30 protein-coding genes, 1 rRNA gene and 1 pseudogene are annotated in these 20,419 nt (G+C 39.1%); 30 read left to right on the top strand and 2 right to left on the bottom strand.

Features of this window, described 5'->3' with window-relative positions; translation table 11 throughout:
- The first annotated feature begins 23 nt into the window (after nucleotides 1–23).
- The 28 genes and pseudogenes from rplN to B1B04_RS15525 all read left to right on the top strand — a co-directional run bounded on the left by rplN (nucleotide 24) and on the right by B1B04_RS15525 (nucleotide 17,620).
- The gene (gene rplN, locus B1B04_RS15655) at nucleotides 24–392 is read left to right on the top strand and encodes a 50S ribosomal protein L14 (RefSeq protein WP_004233650.1); all 369 of its coding nucleotides are present in this window, start codon (nucleotides 24–26) and stop codon (nucleotides 390–392) included.
- Nucleotides 393–427: 35 nt separating this feature from the next.
- Nucleotides 428–736 (top strand): 50S ribosomal protein L24, encoded by a 309-nt coding sequence (rplX, locus tag B1B04_RS15650; RefSeq protein ID WP_079562363.1) that lies wholly within the window; start codon nucleotides 428–430, stop codon nucleotides 734–736.
- 28 nt (nucleotides 737–764) lie between these two features.
- Nucleotides 765–1,304 (top strand): 50S ribosomal protein L5, encoded by a 540-nt coding sequence (gene rplE, locus B1B04_RS15645; protein ID WP_079562362.1) that lies wholly within the window; start codon nucleotides 765–767, stop codon nucleotides 1,302–1,304.
- A gap of 21 nt (nucleotides 1,305–1,325) precedes the next feature.
- Nucleotides 1,326–1,511 (top strand): type Z 30S ribosomal protein S14, encoded by a 186-nt coding sequence (locus B1B04_RS15640; protein WP_004233656.1) that lies wholly within the window; start codon nucleotides 1,326–1,328, stop codon nucleotides 1,509–1,511.
- A 29-nt stretch (nucleotides 1,512–1,540) separates the two neighbouring features.
- Nucleotides 1,541–1,939 carry a 30S ribosomal protein S8 gene (gene rpsH / locus B1B04_RS15635; RefSeq protein ID WP_008181717.1) on the top strand — a complete coding sequence of 133 codons (399 nt, stop codon included), beginning with the start codon at nucleotides 1,541–1,543 and terminating at the stop codon, nucleotides 1,937–1,939.
- A gap of 30 nt (nucleotides 1,940–1,969) precedes the next feature.
- Complete coding sequence (gene rplF, locus B1B04_RS15630; RefSeq protein WP_079562361.1) at nucleotides 1,970–2,509, top strand: 50S ribosomal protein L6; 540 nt, start codon at nucleotides 1,970–1,972, stop codon at nucleotides 2,507–2,509.
- A gap of 32 nt (nucleotides 2,510–2,541) precedes the next feature.
- Nucleotides 2,542–2,901 carry a 50S ribosomal protein L18 gene (rplR, locus tag B1B04_RS15625; protein ID WP_075807301.1) on the top strand — a complete coding sequence of 120 codons (360 nt, stop codon included), beginning with the start codon at nucleotides 2,542–2,544 and terminating at the stop codon, nucleotides 2,899–2,901.
- A 21-nt stretch (nucleotides 2,902–2,922) separates the two neighbouring features.
- Nucleotides 2,923–3,426, top strand: coding sequence for a 30S ribosomal protein S5 (gene rpsE / locus B1B04_RS15620; RefSeq protein WP_053482806.1), 504 nt, complete (start codon nucleotides 2,923–2,925; stop codon nucleotides 3,424–3,426).
- A 13-nt stretch (nucleotides 3,427–3,439) separates the two neighbouring features.
- Nucleotides 3,440–3,622 carry a 50S ribosomal protein L30 gene (rpmD, locus tag B1B04_RS15615; RefSeq protein WP_049662869.1) on the top strand — a complete coding sequence of 61 codons (183 nt, stop codon included), beginning with the start codon at nucleotides 3,440–3,442 and terminating at the stop codon, nucleotides 3,620–3,622.
- Between the two features lie 34 nt (nucleotides 3,623–3,656).
- On the top strand, nucleotides 3,657–4,097 hold the full coding sequence (gene rplO / locus B1B04_RS15610; protein WP_079562360.1) for a 50S ribosomal protein L15: 441 nt from the start codon (nucleotides 3,657–3,659) through the stop codon (nucleotides 4,095–4,097).
- On the top strand, nucleotides 4,097–5,392 hold the full coding sequence (gene secY / locus B1B04_RS15605; RefSeq protein ID WP_079562359.1) for a preprotein translocase subunit SecY: 1,296 nt from the start codon (nucleotides 4,097–4,099) through the stop codon (nucleotides 5,390–5,392). Before rplO ends, secY begins: the two co-directional genes overlap by 1 nt.
- 70 nt (nucleotides 5,393–5,462) lie before the next feature.
- Nucleotides 5,463–6,116, top strand: a complete 654-nt coding sequence (locus B1B04_RS15600; RefSeq protein WP_079562358.1) for an adenylate kinase — start codon at nucleotides 5,463–5,465, stop codon at nucleotides 6,114–6,116.
- Nucleotides 6,117–6,366: 250 nt separating this feature from the next.
- Nucleotides 6,367–6,444: pseudogene (locus B1B04_RS25420) on the top strand (type I methionyl aminopeptidase); the annotation flags it as partial.
- Between the two features lie 86 nt (nucleotides 6,445–6,530).
- On the top strand, nucleotides 6,531–6,749 hold the full coding sequence (gene infA, locus B1B04_RS15595; protein ID WP_004233690.1) for a translation initiation factor IF-1: 219 nt from the start codon (nucleotides 6,531–6,533) through the stop codon (nucleotides 6,747–6,749).
- A 37-nt stretch (nucleotides 6,750–6,786) separates the two neighbouring features.
- A complete protein-coding gene (gene rpmJ / locus B1B04_RS15590; RefSeq protein ID WP_000868344.1) occupies nucleotides 6,787–6,900 on the top strand; it encodes a 50S ribosomal protein L36 in 114 nt (37 codons plus the stop codon).
- Between the two features lie 24 nt (nucleotides 6,901–6,924).
- Complete coding sequence (gene rpsM / locus B1B04_RS15585; protein ID WP_049662875.1) at nucleotides 6,925–7,290, top strand: 30S ribosomal protein S13; 366 nt, start codon at nucleotides 6,925–6,927, stop codon at nucleotides 7,288–7,290.
- Between the two features lie 25 nt (nucleotides 7,291–7,315).
- Nucleotides 7,316–7,705, top strand: a complete 390-nt coding sequence (gene rpsK, locus B1B04_RS15580) for a 30S ribosomal protein S11 (RefSeq protein ID WP_053482801.1) — start codon at nucleotides 7,316–7,318, stop codon at nucleotides 7,703–7,705.
- A 140-nt stretch (nucleotides 7,706–7,845) separates the two neighbouring features.
- The gene (locus B1B04_RS15575) at nucleotides 7,846–8,790 is read left to right on the top strand and encodes a DNA-directed RNA polymerase subunit alpha (RefSeq protein WP_004233733.1); all 945 of its coding nucleotides are present in this window, start codon (nucleotides 7,846–7,848) and stop codon (nucleotides 8,788–8,790) included.
- A gap of 57 nt (nucleotides 8,791–8,847) precedes the next feature.
- Nucleotides 8,848–9,228, top strand: coding sequence for a 50S ribosomal protein L17 (gene rplQ / locus B1B04_RS15570; protein WP_012296051.1), 381 nt, complete (start codon nucleotides 8,848–8,850; stop codon nucleotides 9,226–9,228).
- Nucleotides 9,229–9,740: 512 nt separating this feature from the next.
- The gene (locus tag B1B04_RS15565) at nucleotides 9,741–10,586 is read left to right on the top strand and encodes an energy-coupling factor ABC transporter ATP-binding protein (RefSeq protein WP_079562357.1); all 846 of its coding nucleotides are present in this window, start codon (nucleotides 9,741–9,743) and stop codon (nucleotides 10,584–10,586) included.
- Nucleotides 10,562–11,434 (top strand): energy-coupling factor ABC transporter ATP-binding protein, encoded by an 873-nt coding sequence (locus B1B04_RS15560; protein WP_079562356.1) that lies wholly within the window; start codon nucleotides 10,562–10,564, stop codon nucleotides 11,432–11,434. The genes B1B04_RS15565 and B1B04_RS15560 overlap by 25 nt, the downstream gene beginning before the upstream one ends.
- Nucleotides 11,431–12,228: an energy-coupling factor transporter transmembrane component T family protein gene (locus B1B04_RS15555; protein WP_079562355.1), complete on the top strand. Its 798-nt coding sequence runs from the start codon at nucleotides 11,431–11,433 to the stop codon at nucleotides 12,226–12,228. Before B1B04_RS15560 ends, B1B04_RS15555 begins: the two co-directional genes overlap by 4 nt.
- Nucleotides 12,229–12,242: 14 nt before the next feature.
- Nucleotides 12,243–12,983, top strand: a complete 741-nt coding sequence (truA, locus tag B1B04_RS15550; protein WP_079562354.1) for a tRNA pseudouridine(38-40) synthase TruA — start codon at nucleotides 12,243–12,245, stop codon at nucleotides 12,981–12,983.
- Between the two features lie 531 nt (nucleotides 12,984–13,514).
- A complete protein-coding gene (rplM, locus tag B1B04_RS15545) occupies nucleotides 13,515–13,952 on the top strand; it encodes a 50S ribosomal protein L13 (protein WP_053596074.1) in 438 nt (145 codons plus the stop codon).
- A gap of 25 nt (nucleotides 13,953–13,977) precedes the next feature.
- The gene (rpsI, locus tag B1B04_RS15540; protein WP_004233744.1) at nucleotides 13,978–14,370 is read left to right on the top strand and encodes a 30S ribosomal protein S9; all 393 of its coding nucleotides are present in this window, start codon (nucleotides 13,978–13,980) and stop codon (nucleotides 14,368–14,370) included.
- A 225-nt stretch (nucleotides 14,371–14,595) separates the two neighbouring features.
- Nucleotides 14,596–15,546 (top strand): DUF4822 domain-containing protein, encoded by a 951-nt coding sequence (locus tag B1B04_RS15535; protein ID WP_079562353.1) that lies wholly within the window; start codon nucleotides 14,596–14,598, stop codon nucleotides 15,544–15,546.
- A 233-nt stretch (nucleotides 15,547–15,779) separates the two neighbouring features.
- A complete protein-coding gene (locus B1B04_RS15530; protein WP_079562352.1) occupies nucleotides 15,780–16,493 on the top strand; it encodes an N-acetylmuramoyl-L-alanine amidase in 714 nt (237 codons plus the stop codon).
- A 71-nt stretch (nucleotides 16,494–16,564) separates the two neighbouring features.
- Nucleotides 16,565–17,620: a P-loop NTPase gene (locus B1B04_RS15525; protein WP_079562351.1), complete on the top strand. Its 1,056-nt coding sequence runs from the start codon at nucleotides 16,565–16,567 to the stop codon at nucleotides 17,618–17,620.
- Between the two features lie 53 nt (nucleotides 17,621–17,673).
- On the opposite strand, the gene gerD is transcribed toward B1B04_RS15525, so the two are convergent.
- The gene (gerD, locus tag B1B04_RS15520) at nucleotides 17,674–18,282 is read right to left on the bottom strand and encodes a spore germination lipoprotein GerD (protein WP_079562350.1); all 609 of its coding nucleotides are present in this window, start codon (nucleotides 18,280–18,282) and stop codon (nucleotides 17,674–17,676) included.
- 153 nt (nucleotides 18,283–18,435) lie between these two features.
- On the opposite strand from gerD, the gene B1B04_RS15515 reads away from it, so the two are divergent.
- Nucleotides 18,436–19,110, top strand: a complete 675-nt coding sequence (locus B1B04_RS15515; protein WP_079562349.1) for a KinB-signaling pathway activation protein — start codon at nucleotides 18,436–18,438, stop codon at nucleotides 19,108–19,110.
- 156 nt (nucleotides 19,111–19,266) lie between these two features.
- Here the strand turns inward: B1B04_RS15515 and B1B04_RS15510 are convergent, their stop codons facing one another.
- Nucleotides 19,267–19,926, bottom strand: coding sequence for a hypothetical protein (locus B1B04_RS15510; RefSeq protein WP_240518312.1), 660 nt, complete (start codon nucleotides 19,924–19,926; stop codon nucleotides 19,267–19,269).
- A 399-nt stretch (nucleotides 19,927–20,325) separates the two neighbouring features.
- Between B1B04_RS15510 and B1B04_RS15505 the strand changes: the two genes are divergently transcribed.
- A 16S ribosomal RNA gene (locus B1B04_RS15505) occupies nucleotides 20,326–20,419 on the top strand; the annotation flags it as partial.

Here is a 20,419-nt window from a genome sequence, read left to right as displayed (position 1 = left end):
ATTTCCGAAGGGAGGTAACCTAAGTGATCCAACAAGAAAGTCGTATGAAAGTTGCTGACAACTCAGGTGCACGTGAAGTTCTTACAATTAAAGTCCTTGGTGGCTCTGGCCGTAAAACTGCTAACATCGGTGATATCGTTGTTTGTACAGTTAAGAAAGCAACACCAGGTGGCGTTGTTAAGAAGGGTGACGTTGTTAAAGCTGTTATCGTTCGTACTAAATCAGGCGTACGTCGTAAAGATGGTACGTACATCAAATTTGATGAAAATGCTTGTGTAATTATTCGTGATGATAAATCACCACGCGGAACTCGTATTTTCGGACCTGTTGCACGTGAATTACGTGACAGCAACTTCATGAAAATCGTTTCTCTAGCTCCAGAAGTTCTTTAATTTCATGATAGTGCCAATCAAGGAGGTGCGACAGCATGCATGTAAAAAAAGGTGACAAGGTTAAGGTGATCACTGGTAAGGACAAAGGCAAAGAAGGCGTTATCCTTGCTTCTTACCCTAGACAAGATCGCGTTCTTGTTGAAGGTGTGAACATCGTGAAAAAACACGTAAAACCTAACCAATTGAATCCACAAGGTGGAATTGTAAGCCAAGAGGCTGCAATTCACGTTTCGAACGTAATGCTAATCGATCCTAAATCTGGCGAGCCGACTCGTGTAGGTTATAAAATCGAAAACGGTAAAAAAGTTCGTGTTGCAAAAAAATCAGGTGCAGTAATCGACTAATTTCTATAAAAAGAAGGGAGGTACACAAATGAGCCGCCTAAAAGAAAAATATTTAAATGAAGTTTCAACTGCTCTTATGAGCAAGTTTGGATATAAATCAGTTATGCAATTGCCGAAAGTTGACAAAATCGTTATCAACATGGGTGTTGGTGATGCAGTTCAAAACTCAAAAGCATTAGATGCAGCTGTAGAAGAATTAACAATTATCACTGGTCAAAAACCAGTTGTAACTAAAGCGAAAAAATCGATCGCAGGTTTCCGTCTACGTGAAGGTATGCCTATCGGTGCTAAAGTTACATTACGCGGTGAGCGTATGTATGAATTCTTGGACAAATTAATCTCAATTTCACTACCTCGTGTACGTGACTTCCGTGGTGTTTCTAAAAAAGCATTCGACGGTCGCGGTAACTACACTTTAGGTGTTAAAGAGCAATTAATTTTCCCAGAAATCGATTACGATAAAGTTTCAAAAGTACGCGGTATGGACATCGTGATCGTAACGACAGCGAATTCTGATGAAGAAGCTCGCGAGTTATTGACACAATTCGGTATGCCGTTCCAAAAGTAATTAAACAAGGAGGGCGAAAACGTGGCTAAAAAATCTATGATCGTTAAACAACAACGTAAGCAAAAGTTTAAAGTGCAAGAATATACACGTTGTGAACGCTGTGGCCGTCCACACTCTGTATATCGTAAATTTAAACTTTGCCGTATTTGTTTCCGAGAACTTGCATATAAGGGACAAATTCCTGGCGTGAAAAAAGCCAGCTGGTAATCCCCTAATTTGGGAAGGAGGTAAATGTAATGACAATGACTGATCCGATTGCAGATATGCTTACTCGCATTCGTAATGCGAACATGGTTCGTCACGAGAAGTTAGAAGTACCAGCTTCCAACGTGAAAAAAGAAATCGCTGAAATTTTAAAGCGTGAAGGTTTCGTACGTGACGTAGAATACGTGGAAGACAACAAGCAAGGTATTATCCGTATCTTCTTAAAATACGGTAAAGATAACGAACGCGTTATCACTGGCTTAAAACGTATTTCTAAACCTGGTCTACGAGTATATGCTAAAACAAATGAAGTGCCTAAAGTACTGAACGGTCTTGGTATCGCTTTAGTGTCAACTTCACAAGGTCTATTAACAGATAAAGAAGCTCGCGCTAAACAAGTTGGCGGCGAAGTTCTAGCATACGTTTGGTAATTAGCAATAAATGAATGGAGGTGCAACTAAATGTCTCGTGTAGGTAAAAAAATTATCGAGGTACCAGCTAACGTAACTGTTACTGTTGCAGCTGACAACACAGTTACCGTTAAAGGTCCTAAAGGCGAACTTGTTCGTTCTTTCCACCAAGATATGAAAATTGAGCAAGAAGGTAACGTGATTTCTGTATCTCGTCCTTCTGACTCAAAAGAACACCGCACAAACCACGGTACAACACGTGCGCTTTTAGCGAACATGATTACTGGTGTTTCTGCAGGTTTCGAAAAATCATTAGAACTAATCGGTGTCGGTTACCGTGCGCAATTACAAGGTAAAAAACTTGTTCTTAACGTAGGTTATTCACATCCAGTTGAGTTCACACCTGAAGATGGTTTAGAAGTTGAAGTTCCTTCAAACACTAAGATCATCGTTAAAGGTATTAGCAAAGAACGTGTTGGTGCTCTTGCATCTAACATCCGTGACGTGCGTCCACCAGAGCCTTACAAAGGTAAAGGTATCCGTTATGAAGGCGAATATGTTCGTCGTAAAGAAGGTAAAACAGGTAAATAATGCTGTCTAAGCATTAGAAAGGAGTGACCCTTGTGATTACGAAACAAGATAAAAATCAGGTTCGTAAAAAACGTCATGCGCGCGTACGTTCTAAAATTTCGGGTACTGCTGAGCGTCCACGCTTAAACGTATTCCGTTCAAACAAGAACATCTACGCTCAACTTATCGATGACGTAGCAGGCGTAACAATTGTTAGCGCATCTTCTCAAGAAAATGGTTTTGAAGCTGCTGGTAGCAATGTTGATGCTGCAACTAAAGTCGGTGAAACAATCGCAAAACGCGCTACGGAAAAAAATATTACTGCTGTAGTATTTGACCGTGGTGGTTACTTATATCATGGACGTGTTAAAGCTTTAGCTGAAGCTGCACGTGAGAACGGTTTAGAATTCTAATAAAAAGGAGGGACACATTTCATGAGTCGAATTGACGCAAACAAACTTGGAGAACTTGAAGAACGCGTAGTTACTATTAACCGTGTTGCTAAAGTTGTTAAAGGTGGACGTCGCTTCCGCTTCACAGCATTAGTTGTTGTTGGCGATAAAAACGGTCACGTTGGATTCGGTACTGGTAAAGCTCAAGAGGTGCCAGATGCTATCCGTAAAGCTGTTGAAGATGCGAAGAAAAACTTAATCGAAGTGCCACGCGTAGGTGGAACAACTCCACACTTAGTGCAAGGTCGCTTTGGTGCAGGAGAAATCCTAATTAAACCTGCTGCTCCTGGTACAGGGGTTATCGCTGGTGGTCCAGTACGTGCCGTACTAGAACTTGCTGGTATTACTGATATTCTTTCAAAATCTCTTGGAACTAACACACCAATCAATATGGTGCGTGCAACTATTCAAGGTTTAACTGAATTAAAACGCGTAGAGGACGTAGCTAAATTACGTGGTAAATCAGTGGAAGAAATATTAGGATAAGGGGGGAAAGATAATGGCTAACAAATTAGAAATCACCCTTACAAAATCTGTGATTGGTTCTAAACCAGCACAACGCAAAACTATTGAAGCACTAGGTTTACGTAAATTAAACCAAACTGTTGAGAAAGCTGATAATGCAGCTACTCGCGGTATGATTGATGTAGTAGCTCACTTAGTTACTGTAAAAGAAAACTAATTTTTAATTAACGAACAAGGAGGTGCCATCCAATATGAAACTTCATGAGTTAAAACCAGCAGAAGGTTCCCGTAAAGTACGTAACCGCGTAGGTCGCGGTATCGGTTCTGGTAACGGTAAAACTGCAGGTAGAGGTCATAAAGGTCAAAACTCTCGTTCTGGCGGCGGTGTACGCCCAGGATTCGAAGGTGGTCAAAACCCTTTATTCCGTCGTTTACCGAAACGCGGCTTTACTAACATTAACCGTAAAGAGTACGCGATCGTTAATCTTGACACATTAAACCGTTTTGAAGATGGTGCAGAAGTAACAACTGCATTATTACTTGAATCAGGTTTAGTGAGCAATGAAAAAGCTGGAATTAAAGTTCTTGGAAACGGAACTCTTAACAAAAAGCTTACAGTAAAAGCTCATAAATTCTCAGCTTCGGCTAAAGAAGCAATTGAAAATGCCGGCGGAACTACTGAGGTGATTTAATGTTTCAGACGATCTCTAACTTTATGCGTGTTCGAGATATACGAAATAAAATCATTTTTACTCTTTTAATGTTAATCGTTTTCCGTATTGGTACGTTCGTACCAGTACCAAACGTTGACGCAAATGTATTAAAGGCAACTGATGAGTTTAACCTCGTTGGTTTCCTGAATACTTTTGGCGGTGGTGCTTTAAAGAACTTCTCAATCTTCGCGATGGGGATTATGCCTTACATCACTGCTTCAATTATTGTTCAGTTATTGCAAATGGACGTAGTACCGAAATTTGCTGAGTGGGCAAAGCAAGGTGAAGTCGGAAGACGTAAACTTGCACAATTTACTCGTTACTTTACAATTATTCTTGCCTTTATCCAATCATTCGCAATGTCATTTGGTTTTAATAGAATGTATGGTGGATCTTTGATTAAAGAAGAAGGAATTATAACATATGTTACGATTTCAATTGTATTAACTGCGGGTACAGCATTCCTAGTATGGCTTGCTGACCAAATTACTGCGCATGGTGTTGGAAATGGTATTTCAGTTGTAATTTTCGCAGGTATCGTTGCGGCATTACCGACTGGCATTAACCAAATCTATGCACAGCAAATCGAGGGTGCTGGTGATAAGTTATTTATCAATCTAGTGATTCTTGGTTTACTTGCTTTAGTTTTGCTAGCAGTTGTTGTTGGAGTTATCTATGTGCAACAAGCACTACGTAAAATTCCAATTCAATATGCAAAACGAGTTACTGGACGCAATCAACAAACAGGTTCTCAACAAACGCATTTACCGTTAAAAGTAAATGCTGCAGGGGTTATTCCGGTAATTTTTGCATCAGCGTTTCTGATGACACCTCGTACGTTAGTTCCGTTCTTTGGTGAAAGTGGCGTATCAACATTTATTCAAAACACGTTTGATTATACAAAACCTGTTGGGATGATTGTTTACGTTACCTTGATCATCGCGTTCACATATTTCTATGCATTCATACAAGTGAATCCAGAAAATGTGGCAGATAACTTGAAAAAGCAAGGTGCTTACATTCCAGGTATTCGTCCTGGTGAAAGTACTCAAACGTATTTAACAAGCGTGTTATATCGTCTGACATTTGTTGGTGCGATTTTCTTAACTGTTATATCAGTAATGCCGATTATAATCATAAACTTTATGAATCTACCTGCCACAGTGCAGATCGGTGGTACTAGTATAATTATCGTAGTCGGCGTTGCGCTCGAAACGATGAAACAGCTAGAATCTCAACTTGTTAAACGTCACTACAAAGGCTTTATGAAATAATGTTGGTTTTTAGGGAACGTTCCATCGTTTCCTGAAATCAGCAAACCTTTTGTGGGAGGAATATTTCCGTATGAATATCGTTTTAATGGGTCTGCCAGGTGCTGGTAAAGGTACTCAAGCAGATAAAATCGTTGAGAAGTACGCGATTCCTCATATTTCTACAGGCGATATGTTCCGTGCTGCTATGAAAGATGGTACAGAACTAGGCTTGCAAGCTAAATCGTTCATTGATCAAGGTGCTCTAGTACCTGATGAAGTAACGATTGGTATTGTTCGCGAGCGACTTGCTAAACATGATTGTGAAAAGGGCTTCTTATTAGATGGATTCCCACGTACTGTTCCTCAAGCTGAAGCTTTAGACAGCATCCTTGCTGATCTTGGTAAAGCTATTGAACATACAATTAACATCCAAGTTGAAAAAGATGAGCTAGTTGCTCGTCTATCAGGTCGTCGTATTTGTAAAACTTGTGGAACATCTTATCATCTAATTTTCAATCCTCCAGCTGAGGAAGGAAAATGTGATAAAGATGGTGGCGAGCTTTACACACGTGCGGATGATAATCCTGAAACGGTTGCAAACCGTCTGGAAGTAAATATGAAACAAGCACAACCATTACTGAACTACTATGAAGTAAAAGGTGTGTTAACAAATATAGATGGACAGCAAGATATTAACAAAGTGTTTGCTGATCTTGATGCTCTTTTACAGGGCAGCCGCAGCTGATACCCGGCTCCGGGCGCAGAATACTGCTTCCGCGGGAGGCATGCGGGAGCAACAACGAAACATAATTTTTTTTGAGAGTTGCAAAAGCATATTGTGCCCGGTATATATTTCTTTTAAAAAGTGCAACATGACTTTTGAAAGAGTATAATGGGTTTCGTGGAAGCATCTGTGTAACGGGTATGAATATCTCATCAAAGACATTCCGGTATTCGTGTAAACATGGGAGGTTCAGTGCCCTAAATGGTTCTGTATATTCCGTGGATTGTGTGAAGCGAAACCAGACGAGCGTCTTTCAAACATCTCTCATACAATCCAAACATATGTTGAAACGAGGTTGCTTCTATAGTTGCAGCAGATATCCGTTTGATGTAACGATGAGAACTTTAATTTGCATATAGAGAGGAGACAGAGTAGATGGCGAAAGATGATGTAATTGAAGTCGAAGGGACAGTTGTTGAGACTTTGCCAAACGCGATGTTTAAGGTAGAATTAGAAAATGGACATGTGATTCTAGCACACGTTTCTGGTAAGATTCGTATGCACTTTATCCGCATTCTACCTGGAGATAAGGTTACTATCGAGTTATCTCCTTATGATTTAACTCGCGGTCGTATCACATACCGTTTTAAATAATCTTTTGCGCTCCGGACTACTAAGGAGGTTAGGTTAGATGAAAGTGAGACCATCTGTGAAACCGATCTGCGAAAAATGTAAAGTAATTCGCCGACGCGGTAAAGTAATGGTAATCTGTGAAAATCCTAAACACAAACAAAAACAAGGTTAATTCTAAAGGAGGTGCACAACGTACATGGCACGTATTGCTGGTGTTGATATTCCTCGCGACAAACGCGTGGTAATTTCATTAACTTACATTTACGGTATTGGTAAAACTACAGCTCAGAAAGTATTAGCTGACGCAGGTATTTCAGAAGATACACGCGTACGCGACTTAACTGAAGATGAGTTAAACAAAATCCGTGAACAATTAGACTCTTACAAACTTGAAGGTGACTTACGTCGCGAAACTTCATTAAATATCAAACGTCTGATGGAAATCGGTTCATTCCGTGGTATCCGTCACCGTCGTGGTTTACCTGTTCGTGGTCAAAATACGAAGAATAATGCGCGTACGCGTAAAGGTCCTCGTAAAACTGTAGCGAACAAGAAAAAATAATAAGTAAAGGAGGTTCCTTCTTAACATGGCTCGTAAACAACAAACTCGTAAACGTCGTGTGAAAAAGAATATCGAATCTGGTATCGCACACATTCGTTCTACATTTAACAATACAATCGTAACGATTACAGATATGCAAGGTAACGCTGTATCTTGGTCAAGTGCTGGTGCTCTTGGTTTCCGTGGTTCACGTAAATCTACACCATTCGCTGCTCAAATGGCTGCAGAAACTGCTGCTAAAGCATCCCTTGAACATGGTCTGAAAACGTTGGAAGTAACTGTTAAAGGTCCTGGTGCAGGTCGTGAAGCTGCAATTCGTGCACTTCAAGCTGCTGGTTTAGATGTAACTGCTATTAAAGACGTTACTCCAGTTCCTCATAATGGTTGCCGTCCGCCAAAACGTCGTCGCGTGTAATGGGTGCGTCTCATATTGTATGAGAACATCATTTTTTGTACAGACTGTCTTGTGCAGATAATAAACGATACGTCAATGACGATCGAATCTATGATGGAAAGAACCTATACATTCGATGTTTTGAAGGAGGGTAAATAAAAATGATCGAAATTGAAAAACCAAAGATTGAAACGGTGGAGATCAGCGAAGATTCCAAATATGGAAAGTTTGTTGTAGAACCGCTTGAACGCGGATATGGAAACACTTTGGGTAATTCTTTACGTCGTATCCTTCTGTCTTCATTACCAGGAGCTGCTGTCACTTCAATTCAAATTGACGGTGTTCTTCACGAATTCTCAACTGTAGAAGGCGTTGTAGAGGATGTAGCTTCAATTATTTTGAACGTGAAAAAACTAGCTCTTAAAATCTACTCTGACGAAGAAAAAGTTATTGAGATTGATGTAAAAGGCGATGGTACAGTTACAGCTGCTGACATTACACATGACAGTGATGTAGAAATTTTAAACCCGGATCTATATATTGCAACAATCGCTAAAAACGGTCATTTACGTATGCGTATGTACGCTCAACGCGGCCGTGGTTACACTCCTGCTGATCAAAACAAACGTGAGGATCTTCCTATCGGCGTGATCCCGATCGACTCTATTTACACTCCAGTATCACGCGTCAATTTCCAAGTGGAAAATACTCGTGTAGGTCAGTCTTCTGACTACGATAAACTTTCTCTTGATGTGTGGACAGATGGTAGCATCGGTCCGAAAGAGGCGATTTCGCTCGGAGCAAAAATTTTAACCGAGCATCTAAACATCTTCGTTGGCATGACAGATGAGGCACAAACTGCTGAAATCATGGTCGAAAAAGAAGAAGATCAAAAAGAAAAAGTTTTAGAGATGACTATCGAAGAACTTGATCTTTCTGTTCGTTCTTATAACTGCTTAAAACGCGCTGGTATTAATACAGTACTAGAACTTGCGAATAAGTCAGAAGACGACATGATGAAAGTTCGTAACCTTGGACGTAAGTCACTTGAAGAAGTAAAAGCGAAGTTAGAAGAGCTTGGTTTAGGGTTACGCAAAGAAGACTAAGCGATTTAAACAAAACTTACAAGATCAGATAATTTTTTATAAAGGAGGGAAACATCCATGGGTTACAGAAAACTTGGTCGTACAAGTTCTCAACGTAAAGCGATGTTACGTGACTTAGCTACTGATTTAATCATCAACGAGCGTATCGAAACTACTGAGGCTCGCGCTAAAGAAGTACGTAAAGCTGTTGAAAAAATGATTACTTTAGGTAAACGCGGAGATTTACACGCACGCCGTCAAGCTGCTGCATTCATCCGTCGTGAACTAGTAACAACTACTGATGCTGAAGGTAACGAAACAACTTCATTTGCACTTCAAAAGTTATTTGATGATGTTGCACCACGTTATGCAGAACGTCAAGGTGGTTACACTCGTATTCTTAAAGTAGGTCCTCGTCGTGGTGACGGTGCACCTGTTGTTGTGATTGAATTAGTTTAATCATAAGAGAAAACAAGTGGTGAAGAGGGTGGAATCACCACCCTCTTTCTTTATAAAACGATTTATACGACAAATAATTAAGCTGAGCGTTATGATGAGCGGACACTGTTGTGTGGCGTCTCGTTTAGCTCTCCGCACCTCATTCAGAGGGAACAAGGGCTTGAGCACCCGTGTTTCTTGAAAATGTAACGACTAGCGCATTTCTATCGAATGAGGTGCGCGCTTTTTTATTTTTTAGGGAAGTAAGAGTTAGCGCCAATTTAGTGGTGCTTTTTTTTATAGGCTGATTTTATAATGGTAGTCACCGGGACGATTGAGGTGGCCCGCTCAATATATGATGTATTTTTTAAAGATAACCTTTAAATTATACGTACACTAATATAGGGCAGACAAAAGAATGGAAAGTGATTTTAGCACTTTTCTTTTATTGACATACTGATTGTAGTAGAATTCATACATAAAAAAGTGTAAGTTAGTTAGTAGAGCTGAGCATGTAGAGAGGAGTTCTAGAAATGCCAGAAATTTTATCATTAAATAATGTGACATTTTCATATACACCAGAAGAAAAAGAAAGTCGCAATGCTGTCGAAAATGTAAGCTTTGCGGTACAGGAAGGGGAATGGATTGCCATTGTTGGCCATAACGGTTCCGGTAAATCCACTATTGCAAAGCTTATGAATGGTTTGCTTTATCCACAGCAAGGGGATGTCCGTATTTTACGACAACCATTGAGTGAAGAAAACCTGTGGGAAAGCCGTTCACAAATGGGCATGGTTTTTCAAAATCCAGACAATCAGTTTGTTGGAGCGACAGTGCAGGATGATGTTGCTTTTGCTCTTGAAAATAACGGAGTACCGTTTGAAGAGATGGTAGAACGTGTCCATGCAGCACTCGACCAAGTAAAAATGAACAATTTTTTAGATCATGAGCCACATCATTTATCGGGTGGGCAAAAGCAGCGCGTTGCCATTGCAGGCGCACTCGCGTTGAAACCTAAGCTCCTTATTCTTGATGAAGCTACTTCTATGCTAGATCCACAAGGTCGTGTTGAGGTACTACAAACAGTTCAAACTTTACGTGCTGAAACAGGGTTAACAGTACTATCTATTACGCATGATTTAGAAGAAGCTATGCTTGCAGATCGTGTTCTCTTTATGAATGACGGAAAGAAATTTGCTGAGGGTACACCTGCTGAAATTTTCACACTTGGGGACAAGCTAGTTGAGTTTGGATTAGACTTGCCATTTGCCATGAAGTTATCAAAGTTATTGCAAAAGGAAGGTGTTCCATTAATGGGACAACATATGACAGAAGAAGAGTTGGTGAATGATTTATGGACATCAAACTTCAACAAGTAAGCTATGCTTATGCACAGGGTACACCTTTTGAAAAACTTGCTTTATTTGATGTGGATTTTGAAATTCCTTCACATACGTACCAGGCAATTATCGGACATACGGGTTCCGGTAAATCGACAATTCTTCAACATTTTAATGCACTTCTAAAACCAACATCTGGAGAAGTACATATTGGGGATCGTGTTGTTGTAGCTGGGAAAAAGGCCAAAGATTTAAAGGCTGTACGTCAAAAGGTTGGCATTGTGTTTCAATTCCCGGAGCATCAGTTATTTGAAGAAACGGTATTAAAGGATATTATGTTTGGTCCTATGAACTTTGGTGTTTCTGAGCAAGAGGCAGAAGCACGAGCAAAGGAGCTAGTAGGCTTAGTAGGCTTACCAGGGGACGTACTTGAAAAATCACCTTTTGATTTATCGGGTGGACAAATGCGCAGGGTAGCAATTGCTGGTGTTTTGGCGATGGAACCTGAAGTGATTGTTTTAGATGAACCAACTGCAGGGCTTGATCCTCGTGGTCAAAAAGAGATTATGGATATGTTTTATAAGCTACACAAGGAACGTGGCCTAACAACGATACTCGTTACCCATAGTATGGAGGACGCAGCTCGTTATGCAGATAGTATTGTCATTATGCATGAAGGGAAAAATGTACTAAGTGGCACACCTCAAGAAATTTTTAAAGATGTAGAGACATTAAAAAATTTCCGCTTAGAACCACCTCGTATCGTACGATTTCAACAAAAAATTGAAAAAATGATAAACAAATCATTCTCGAAGATATGCTTAACTGAAGAAGAGTTAGCAATTGAAATTGCTCGGGTCCTAAGAGAGGAGCGTGGACAGTCATGATGGAGAAAATGATATTTGGTCGCTTTCTTCCAGGGGATTCTCCCGTTCATAAGCTCGATCCACGGTCAAAGCTTATATTTGTGTTTGCATTCATCATTATTGTTTTTTTAGCAAACAATACTGTGACATATGCTTTGCTATTAGCGTTTACCTTACTCATTGTGCTAGTGTCACGGATTCGATTGTATTTTTTAATTAACGGTCTAAAGCCAGTACTTTTTTTAATGGCGTTTACCTTCTTAATTCATATATTTATGACGAAAGAAGGCGCCATTGTATTTGAGTGGAAGTTTATCACTATTTATGAGGAAGGTATCCGACAAGGGATATTTATTTCGATACGCTTTCTAGTTCTAGTGTTTATGACATCTATCTTAACACTTACAACGTCACCGATTTCCATTACGGATGGCATTGAAGTGCTGCTAAATCCATTAAAAGCGGTGAAAGTGCCAGTACATGAGTTAGCTCTAATGATGTCTATTTCATTGCGTTTTATCCCAACGTTAATGGATGAAACAGATAAAATTATGAAAGCACAAATGGCACGTGGTTCGGATTTATCTTCAGGACCAATAAAGGATCGTATTAAAGCGGTTGTGCCATTATTGGTACCTCTCTTTGTAAGTGCTTTTAAACGAGCTGAGGATTTAGCAACAGCTATGGAAGTAAGAGGCTACCGTGGAGGCGAAGGGCGTACGAGATATCGCAAGCTAAAGTGGGATATGAGTGATACATTTGCACTTATGTTATTAGTAGGAATGGCCGTATTACTATTCTTCTATAGAAGTTAAAAGGAGTAATCTTTATGCGACGATTAAAAGCAATTATAAGTTATGATGGAATGCAATTTTCTGGTTACCAAGTACAGCCTGGAGAGCGTACAGTACAGGCAGAGCTTGAACGTGTTCTAGCCATTATGCATAAAGGGGAAAAGATCAAGGTAACAGCTAGTGGACGTACAGATGCAAGAGTGCATGCAACAGGTCAAACATTGCATTTTGATTCACCACTCGCGATTCCAGTAGATAAATACATGAAGGCATTAAACGTTCAACTGCCAAGAGATATTCGAGTAATGTCGATTGAAGAAGAAGCTGCTGATTTTCATGCTCGCTACAGTGTAACAGGGAAGCGGTACCGATATATATGGTCATGTGAGGCTGTACAAAGTCCATTCCGCAGACATTACACAGTAGAGACAAATGGTGTGAAGCCAAATGTTAAGGCAATGCAGGGGGCGGCAAAGGCTATTATCGGTACACATGATTTTTCATGCTTTTGTGCAGCTAATACAAGTGTCAAAGATAAGGTGCGCACAGTGACTACGCTACGATTTGAATGGTATGGTGAGGAGCTACATATGGTAATTGAAGGCAATGGCTTCTTATATAATATGGTCCGTATTATCGCAGGTACGCTTTGGGAAGTTGGTATAGGACGTCGTGATATGGAGAACGTGGAGTTAATCGTTAAATCTATGAATCGCGATAAGGCGGGTAAAACTGCACCGCCACAAGGTCTATATCTTGAGAAAGTCTTCTATTAAAAAGGTTCGTCACCATAGCGTGTAGTTGATTTCCGTTCCGACTGGGTGCTTTGTCGCTGCCGCTTTGCTTTCGCACAGAGCAGAGCTTCCTGGGGGCGTCCGATGAGCCGCTTCGCTGTAGGGTCTCGGGCCAACAGATGTTTTTTGTGCGAAAGCGTAGTGCTAACGTAGTGGCAGTAGCACCGATGTTGGTCACGAAGGAGTCGCCCAGTCTCCATTCCAATCAACCTATATCAATTCCGCCCTTACGTAATTGCGTCTGGATTTTGAATTGTGCCCTCGAATGTTATAGAAATCTTGACACGAAATAACATTATATTTTAAAAATGAAGGCTAATGAAAGCCCTAATTTAACCAAGAAATGAATCTGAACAACTTCTCCAGGTGTTTATTGAAATTGCTTGACTTTAAAAGTCATTCATTATATGATAACAGATGGTATTTTCATTACCACCACAAATAAGCCCCGAAAACTTATAGTGTAGTTTAATGAAAAATAACGGTAATCGAATCGATTAGGAGGATATATACATGCGTACAACATTCATGGCTAAAGGTCACGAAGTAGACCGTAAATGGCTAGTAGTTGATGCAGAAGGCCAAACTCTTGGACGTTTAGCTTCTGAAGTAGCTGCTATCTTACGTGGTAAACATAAACCAACATTCACACCAAACGTTGACACAGGTGATCACGTAATCATCATCAACGCTGACAAAATCCATTTAACTGGTAACAAATTAGAGGGTAAACTTTACCGTCACCATACTCAATTTGCGGGTGGATTAAAAACTCGTACTGCTGGTGAAATGTTAGACAAGTACCCAACAAGAATGATCGAATTAGCAATTAAAGGGATGCTTCCTAAAAACTCTTTAGGTCGCAAAATGTTCGGTAAACTAAACGTTTACACTGGAACAGAGCACCCACACGCTGCACAAAAACCAGAAGCATACGAGCTTCGCGGATAATATAAATTAAGAGGAGGATATTACTTTGGCACAAGTTCAATACATCGGCACTGGTCGCCGTAAAAGCTCTGTAGCTCGCGTACGTTTAGTACCAGGTACAGGTAAAATTGTTATCAACAAACGTGAAATCGAAGAATACGTACCATTCGCTGCATTACGTGAAGTAATTAAACAACCATTAGTAGCTACTGAAACTACAGGAAGCTATGACATCCACGTAAACGTTAACGGTGGTGGATACACTGGTCAAGCTGGTGCAGTACGTCACGGTATCGCACGTGCTCTACTTCAAGTAGACCCAGATTTCCGTGCTGCATTAAAATCTGCTGGATTACTTACTCGTGATTCACGCATGAAAGAACGTAAAAAACCAGGTCTACGCGGCGCTCGTCGTGCACCTCAGTTCTCAAAACGTTAATATTACGTATATCAACGTTTCCAAACCCTTTCTCGAATATTTTCGAGAAAGGGTTTTTTTGTTTGGAAAAAGTTATACCTGGGTTCTTAGTGAACTTCAAGTATTGCAAGAAGTGCTGAGGCACTTTTATTATCTGTAATGTTAGTAGCGATTATGATGTGTAATTTATATAGAAATGGCGGATACTACTTTTAAGTTGTTTATTCTGAAAGTGGAGGTCAATATATGAAAAAGCTACTAATAGTATCACTTGCAGTAATGGCACTTCTTGGTGCATGTCAGAATAAAACTGACGTAAAAAAAACGGAGGAAGTAAAAACAGGGAATACTGAAGATCAGAGACAAGTAGAAATGACAAAAGGTCAAGCAAATGCCAACATTCTTAGTAGTACAAACTGGCAAGCCTCAAAAGTTTACGATAAAAATAATAAAGATGTAACAGCAGAGAATTCAAACTTAATGGGCCTTGCGAAATATGACGCTGACTCAGGACGCTATGAACTCTTCGATCCAAATACAGCTGGAAGTCTTGACGATAAAGGGGTTTTCTTTTTTACGAATGACGGAAAGCATAGAATATTGATTTCAGAAACGAAAAATTACCAAGCAATTGAAGAGATTACTAAGATAAAAAATGATATGTTTACGTATAAAAAAATGGGTAAAGATGCAAATGGTAAAGATGTAGAGGTCTTCGTTGAGCATGTCCCTTATAAGGAAAAAAAGCTAACATTTACTGAGTCAGCTAAAGCTTTAAATAATTCGACGGGCACTGTTGTTAAGGATGTGGATGGAGATAAGATCTTAGCTGATACGCTTTGGCAAGGAAGCGTTGTATTAGATGTAAATAAAAATGATGTAACACAATATAATAGAAATTTCATTAGCCTTGCGAAATATGATGCTAATACAAATAAATATGAATTTTTCAATCCTGAAACAGGTGAAAGTCGCGGTGACTATGGGTACTTTAATGTTATCGATGGAAATAAATTAAGAGCTCATGTTTCAATTGGCGACAATAAATATGGGGCTGTGCTCGAAATTACCGAGTTAAATAATAAGAAATTCACGTATCAAAGAACTGGGAAAGATAAAGATGGTAAGGATATAACAGTATTTGTTGAGCATGAACCTTATACAGGTAAGTTTAAACCTGAATTTACACTAAAATAAGAAATTAACGGCATTAGTCCTTAGAGTACAAATGGATTAATGCCGTTTTATCATTACCCAAAAAGTATCTTCTACTACTAATCAAACACTCAATTTTAACTTCTTTCAATAAACAAATACCCGCAAAAAGTAGGCTAAGAGTTCCTTTCTAATTACTTAAAGAGTTTTTTTACTTTCTAGCATAGTTCAATCACTAACTTCGTACACTACATATAAAAGGGTGGTGGATATGGGTGAAGCGCTGGCTTGCACTAGGAGTAATTATGCTAATGAGTATAGTGTTCGTGGCATATGAAACGAATGCTTCGAACCGTAACTTCTTCTTACCGGACCCACTTGGTGGCATAAAAATTGTCATTGATGCGGGACACGGCGGTCAAGATGGAGGTGCTTCGAAGGGTGAAGTAATTGAAAAGGAGATTACACTTGCAATTGCTCAGCATGTTGAGAAGCAATTAAAGAAAAAAGGCGCAACAGTCGTAATGACACGAACAAAAGATGGAGATGTAATCGATGAGCATGCGTCCTCAGAAAAGTTTGGAACTTTGAGAGAACGAAAAAAGCAGGACATCTTTTTAAGAAAAGACATAGTAGAAAAAGAAAAACCGGATATTTTTATTACAATTCATGCAAATGCCATTCCTGAAACAAAATGGCGTGGAGCACAGGTGTTTTATCATCAAGAAGGACATGCTGAAAGTGAATTTTTAGCAAAGAGTATTCAAGATTCCATTCGCACTAATTTGAAAAATACTGATCGAGAAGCAATGTCTATCAAACAAATATATTTACTGAAAAAGGCTGTGGTACCTGCTGCACTAGTAGAAACAGGATTTATAAGTAATGATGAGGAACGTGCACTATTAATAGATAAGAAATACCAAGAAAAAATGGGAGATGCCATTGTTGAAGGTATAGAAGAGTATTTATTAGCAAAAATTGAATAGAGCAACAACACAACGGAAATCAAATCATTATGATATACTAACATTGAGATAATATAAGGGGAGTGTTCGTCGTGATAAATGAACAACAAGTACGAGAAATACTAGGACAACTACAAGATCCATTTTTACATAAATCATTCGCTGAAACAGACGGTATTACAAACGTAACAATAAAAGAAGAGAAGAATCATGTGAGTGTAAAAATTGCGATTGCTAAAACAAATACACCTGAACAATTACAGCTACAAATGAAAATTGTTGAAGTTTTAAAAGAAGCGGGTGCAAATACAGTTGGGATTCGTTTCGAAGAGCTGTCAGCAGAAAAACTACAGAGCTTCCGTGGTGTAGCAACTGAAGCTGAAGCACAAGATATTTTATCTCCGCTTAGCACAGTACAAGTTATTTCAATTGCCTCTGGTAAAGGCGGGGTAGGGAAATCTACAGTATCAGTTAACTTAGCAGTTGCATTAGCTCGTCTAGGTAAGAAGGTTGGTTTAATTGATGCTGATATTTATGGGTTCAGTGTGCCTGATATGATGGGCGTGACAGATATGCCTAAAGTGGTAGACAATCGAATTTTCCCTGTTGATCGTTTAGGTGTGAAAATGATTTCAATGGGCTTCTTTGTTGAAAATAACGCACCGATTGTATGGCGCGGACCAATGTTAGGTAAAGTGTTAGATCAGTTTTTCCGTGATGTAGAATGGGGCGAGCTAGACTATCTACTATTGGATTTACCACCAGGTACAGGTGACGTTGCATTAGATATTCACCAAATGCTTCCTTCATCAAAAGAAATTGTCGTAACAACACCACATCCTACGGCAGCGTTTGTTGCAGCTCGTGCAGGTGCAATGGCTTTACAAACAGACCATGAAATTTTAGGTATTATTGAAAACATGGCATGGTATGAATCGAAATCGGGTGACCGTGAATTCGTATTCGGTCAAGGTGGAGGACCAAAGTTAGCAGAAGAGCTACGTACAGAGCTACTTGGTCAAATTCCTCTTGGTCAACCTGATTGGTCAGAAGAAGATTTTGCACCTTCTGTTTATGCTGAAAAACACACAACAGGACAAATCTATTTAGACATCGCGACGAACATCATTAATAAATTAAATAAATAATGAAAACGGATTTCCTCAAACAATGGAGGAAATCCGTTTTTACATATAAGTGATTACTGAGGGCCTTTTTGTTCACTACCTTCTCCACCGCTACCAGCTTCTTTTTTACCGCCAGCGCTAGCGCCAGCCTTACTTGTCTCGCCACCGCTTTTCCTAATAAGCTCCTGCCATTTTGCTTGCATAAGTGGACTTTCAATCGTTTCTTTGACGACAGTTTCCACTTCTTTTCTCATATTGGAGGATTTTAGAATGTTCTCTAATTGTTTTTGCATATCTGGCTGGCCAAAGAAAGCCTCCATATCTTTTTGGAAAGTGGGGTCTTTTATTAATTCCTTCATAATATCCTGTTGTTGCTTCTGCATACTTTTAGCTACGGTTTCTTTAAATTTTGGATCTTCGAAAGTTTTCTTCCAAAAGTCTTCTGCTTCTTTGGAAAGCAAGGTAGCCTCAGTAGCTTTCTTCACTTCATCATGTTCCAAAACCAATAATTCACGGAAACTTGGTTCCTCTAAAAGCTTTCGCAGCGCCTTTTTACCATCCTCGGTTTGTAAAGAGTCGATCATTATTTTTTTTATTTCTTCATAGGACATGGTAGAGGCTTTCTCTTGTGAACAGGCAGAAAGAAACAGCATTAGAATTAGTAGTAAGAAGAATTTTCGCATGAATAATCAGTCCTTTCTTATAGATAGACTCTTTCAATTATTGTTCACATTTATGAGGACTTTATGTATTGGTTAAGATGAGAAATAGCTTTTTTAACAATGCATTGTTAAAATAAGTACAGATATACATAAGAAATTGGGGGACTTTTAGTTGTGACGATACGAAATTGGGCTAAGTTTTTCTTCTTTGCAATGCTCGTTGGTGGCGCAGTCAACGGAATTTGCAGTTTGTTTATTCGATGGGACTTCTTCCAACCATATATTGCAAACGGTCACTGGGGAGAATTTTTGGCCGGGCTTTTATGGATGGTTTTCTTAGGGTTTACAATGAGTGTTATTGCACAGGCAGGCTTTTTTGCTTATTTAACGCTTCATCAAGTAGGGGTTAATATTTTTAGAACACTTACATTATGGAATTGGGTACAGCTAGTATTAATTGCTATTACTATTTTTGATATTATATTCTTCCGTTTTATACCTGGTGTGAAAGATGGACAAAGCTGGGTGTTCTATAGTGGTTTGTTAATTTTATTAATATTCGGTGCTATAGCAACAGCTATTCAAAAAGTAAAATTAACTGGAAAAAAACACGTTTTCATTTCGGCTTTATTTTTTATGATTGTTGTTACAACACTAGAATGGACAATTGCATTAATGGGTCGAGATGAAAATATTAACGAGTATGTTGCACTATTACTATTCCCACTACTCGCTGTAAATGCTTATCAATTATTAGTATTACCAAAATATAATGCAAAATCCGAAGAAGATCGTCAAAAATTAGAAGCACGCCGTAAAGCACGTCGTGAACAAGCTAAAAACGCATAATCATAAAAAAGAAGTTGCCTCTATATTTGTAGAGGCAACTTTTTTTATCTCGCATTAAGGGGTAGTAACTTTGAAAGTAAAGGTATATGGGAGATCAACTGTCCGTTGGGGAAGACTAGTGGGGATGAAGAAAACCCCATTGATTAAAGTATCACTTTATGGTGATTTTTTAGTTTGAACTTTATAGCCGAATATATTTTCCTCAATCGACATAAATTTATTTTGTTGTAGGAATGTATTGAGCTCTTTAATTGAGACTTTATTATTTTGGTGTAAAGTTAGAAAAACAAAATCTCCCTTTTGTAATTTAGGTGCCTTTTCACCTTTCCAGATTAGGGAGGGAGAAAGTATATTCATCTGCTGCTGAAATAAGTTATTTTGTAAATCCTGCGAATACTGATGATTTCGTGTTGCAAACCAAAGTGGGGTTTCTTGTAAATACTTTTCGTAAATATTAATATCTTTTTGAACGGCGGCAAGATCAACTGGCTTATCCAAGGAATCCTCGGGTCCTAATAATCCTGTAGGTAGCTTGCGTTCTTGAATGACTTTTATGTGCTCAGGTGAACGTTTAATCCACTCAGCATCTAACAAAAGAAGCGGATAAGGTTCTTTTACAGTTTTAAGCCAGTCCAGCAGGGCTTCATCAGAGAAAGAAATTTCGACAACAAGTGATGTGCCATAATGTCCTTTTGTTACAACTGCTGGAGCATCGGCGATGTTGAATACAGAAATCATAGTAGAATTTATCGGCTTTATAAAGAAAAACAATATTACGATGAAAATCAGAGAAATCAACGTTTTACGAATCATCATAACAACCTCGTTTCTAAATTTTTAACTTCTTTCAGCAAATGTTTTCGTAGCGAAAGTGAAACGTCAGCTACAGAAGTCAATGCTTCGGCGGATGTCACGGAATCGGCTTTGTGCAAGTACAAAGCCGATTCCGGACGCAATTATGCCGAGGCATAATTGATACAAAAATAAAGTCTTAAAAAAACTTATGATATAGTGTTGACTTTCATGAACAATCGATGTTATTATGTATAAGTCGCCAAGAGGTGACACAGTAAATTAAAAAATGAACCTTGAAAACTGAACAAGCAAAACGTAATCAATAAAGTTTTTAGTAGCTAACCTTGAGTTAGTGAACGAAACAAAATTTTGGACATCAAACATGATGCCAGCAAAACAATTTGAGCTAATCAAATTTCTTTTATGGAGAGTTTGATCCTGGCTCAGGACGAACGCTGGCGGCGTGCCTAATACATGCAAGTCGAGCGAACAGAGAAGGAGCTTGCTCCTTCGA

This window comes from Lysinibacillus sp. KCTC 33748, assembly GCF_002237755.1.
GTDB lineage: Bacteria > Bacillota > Bacilli > Bacillales_A > Planococcaceae > Lysinibacillus.
This window is presented reverse-complemented; position numbering and strand designations above follow the sequence as displayed.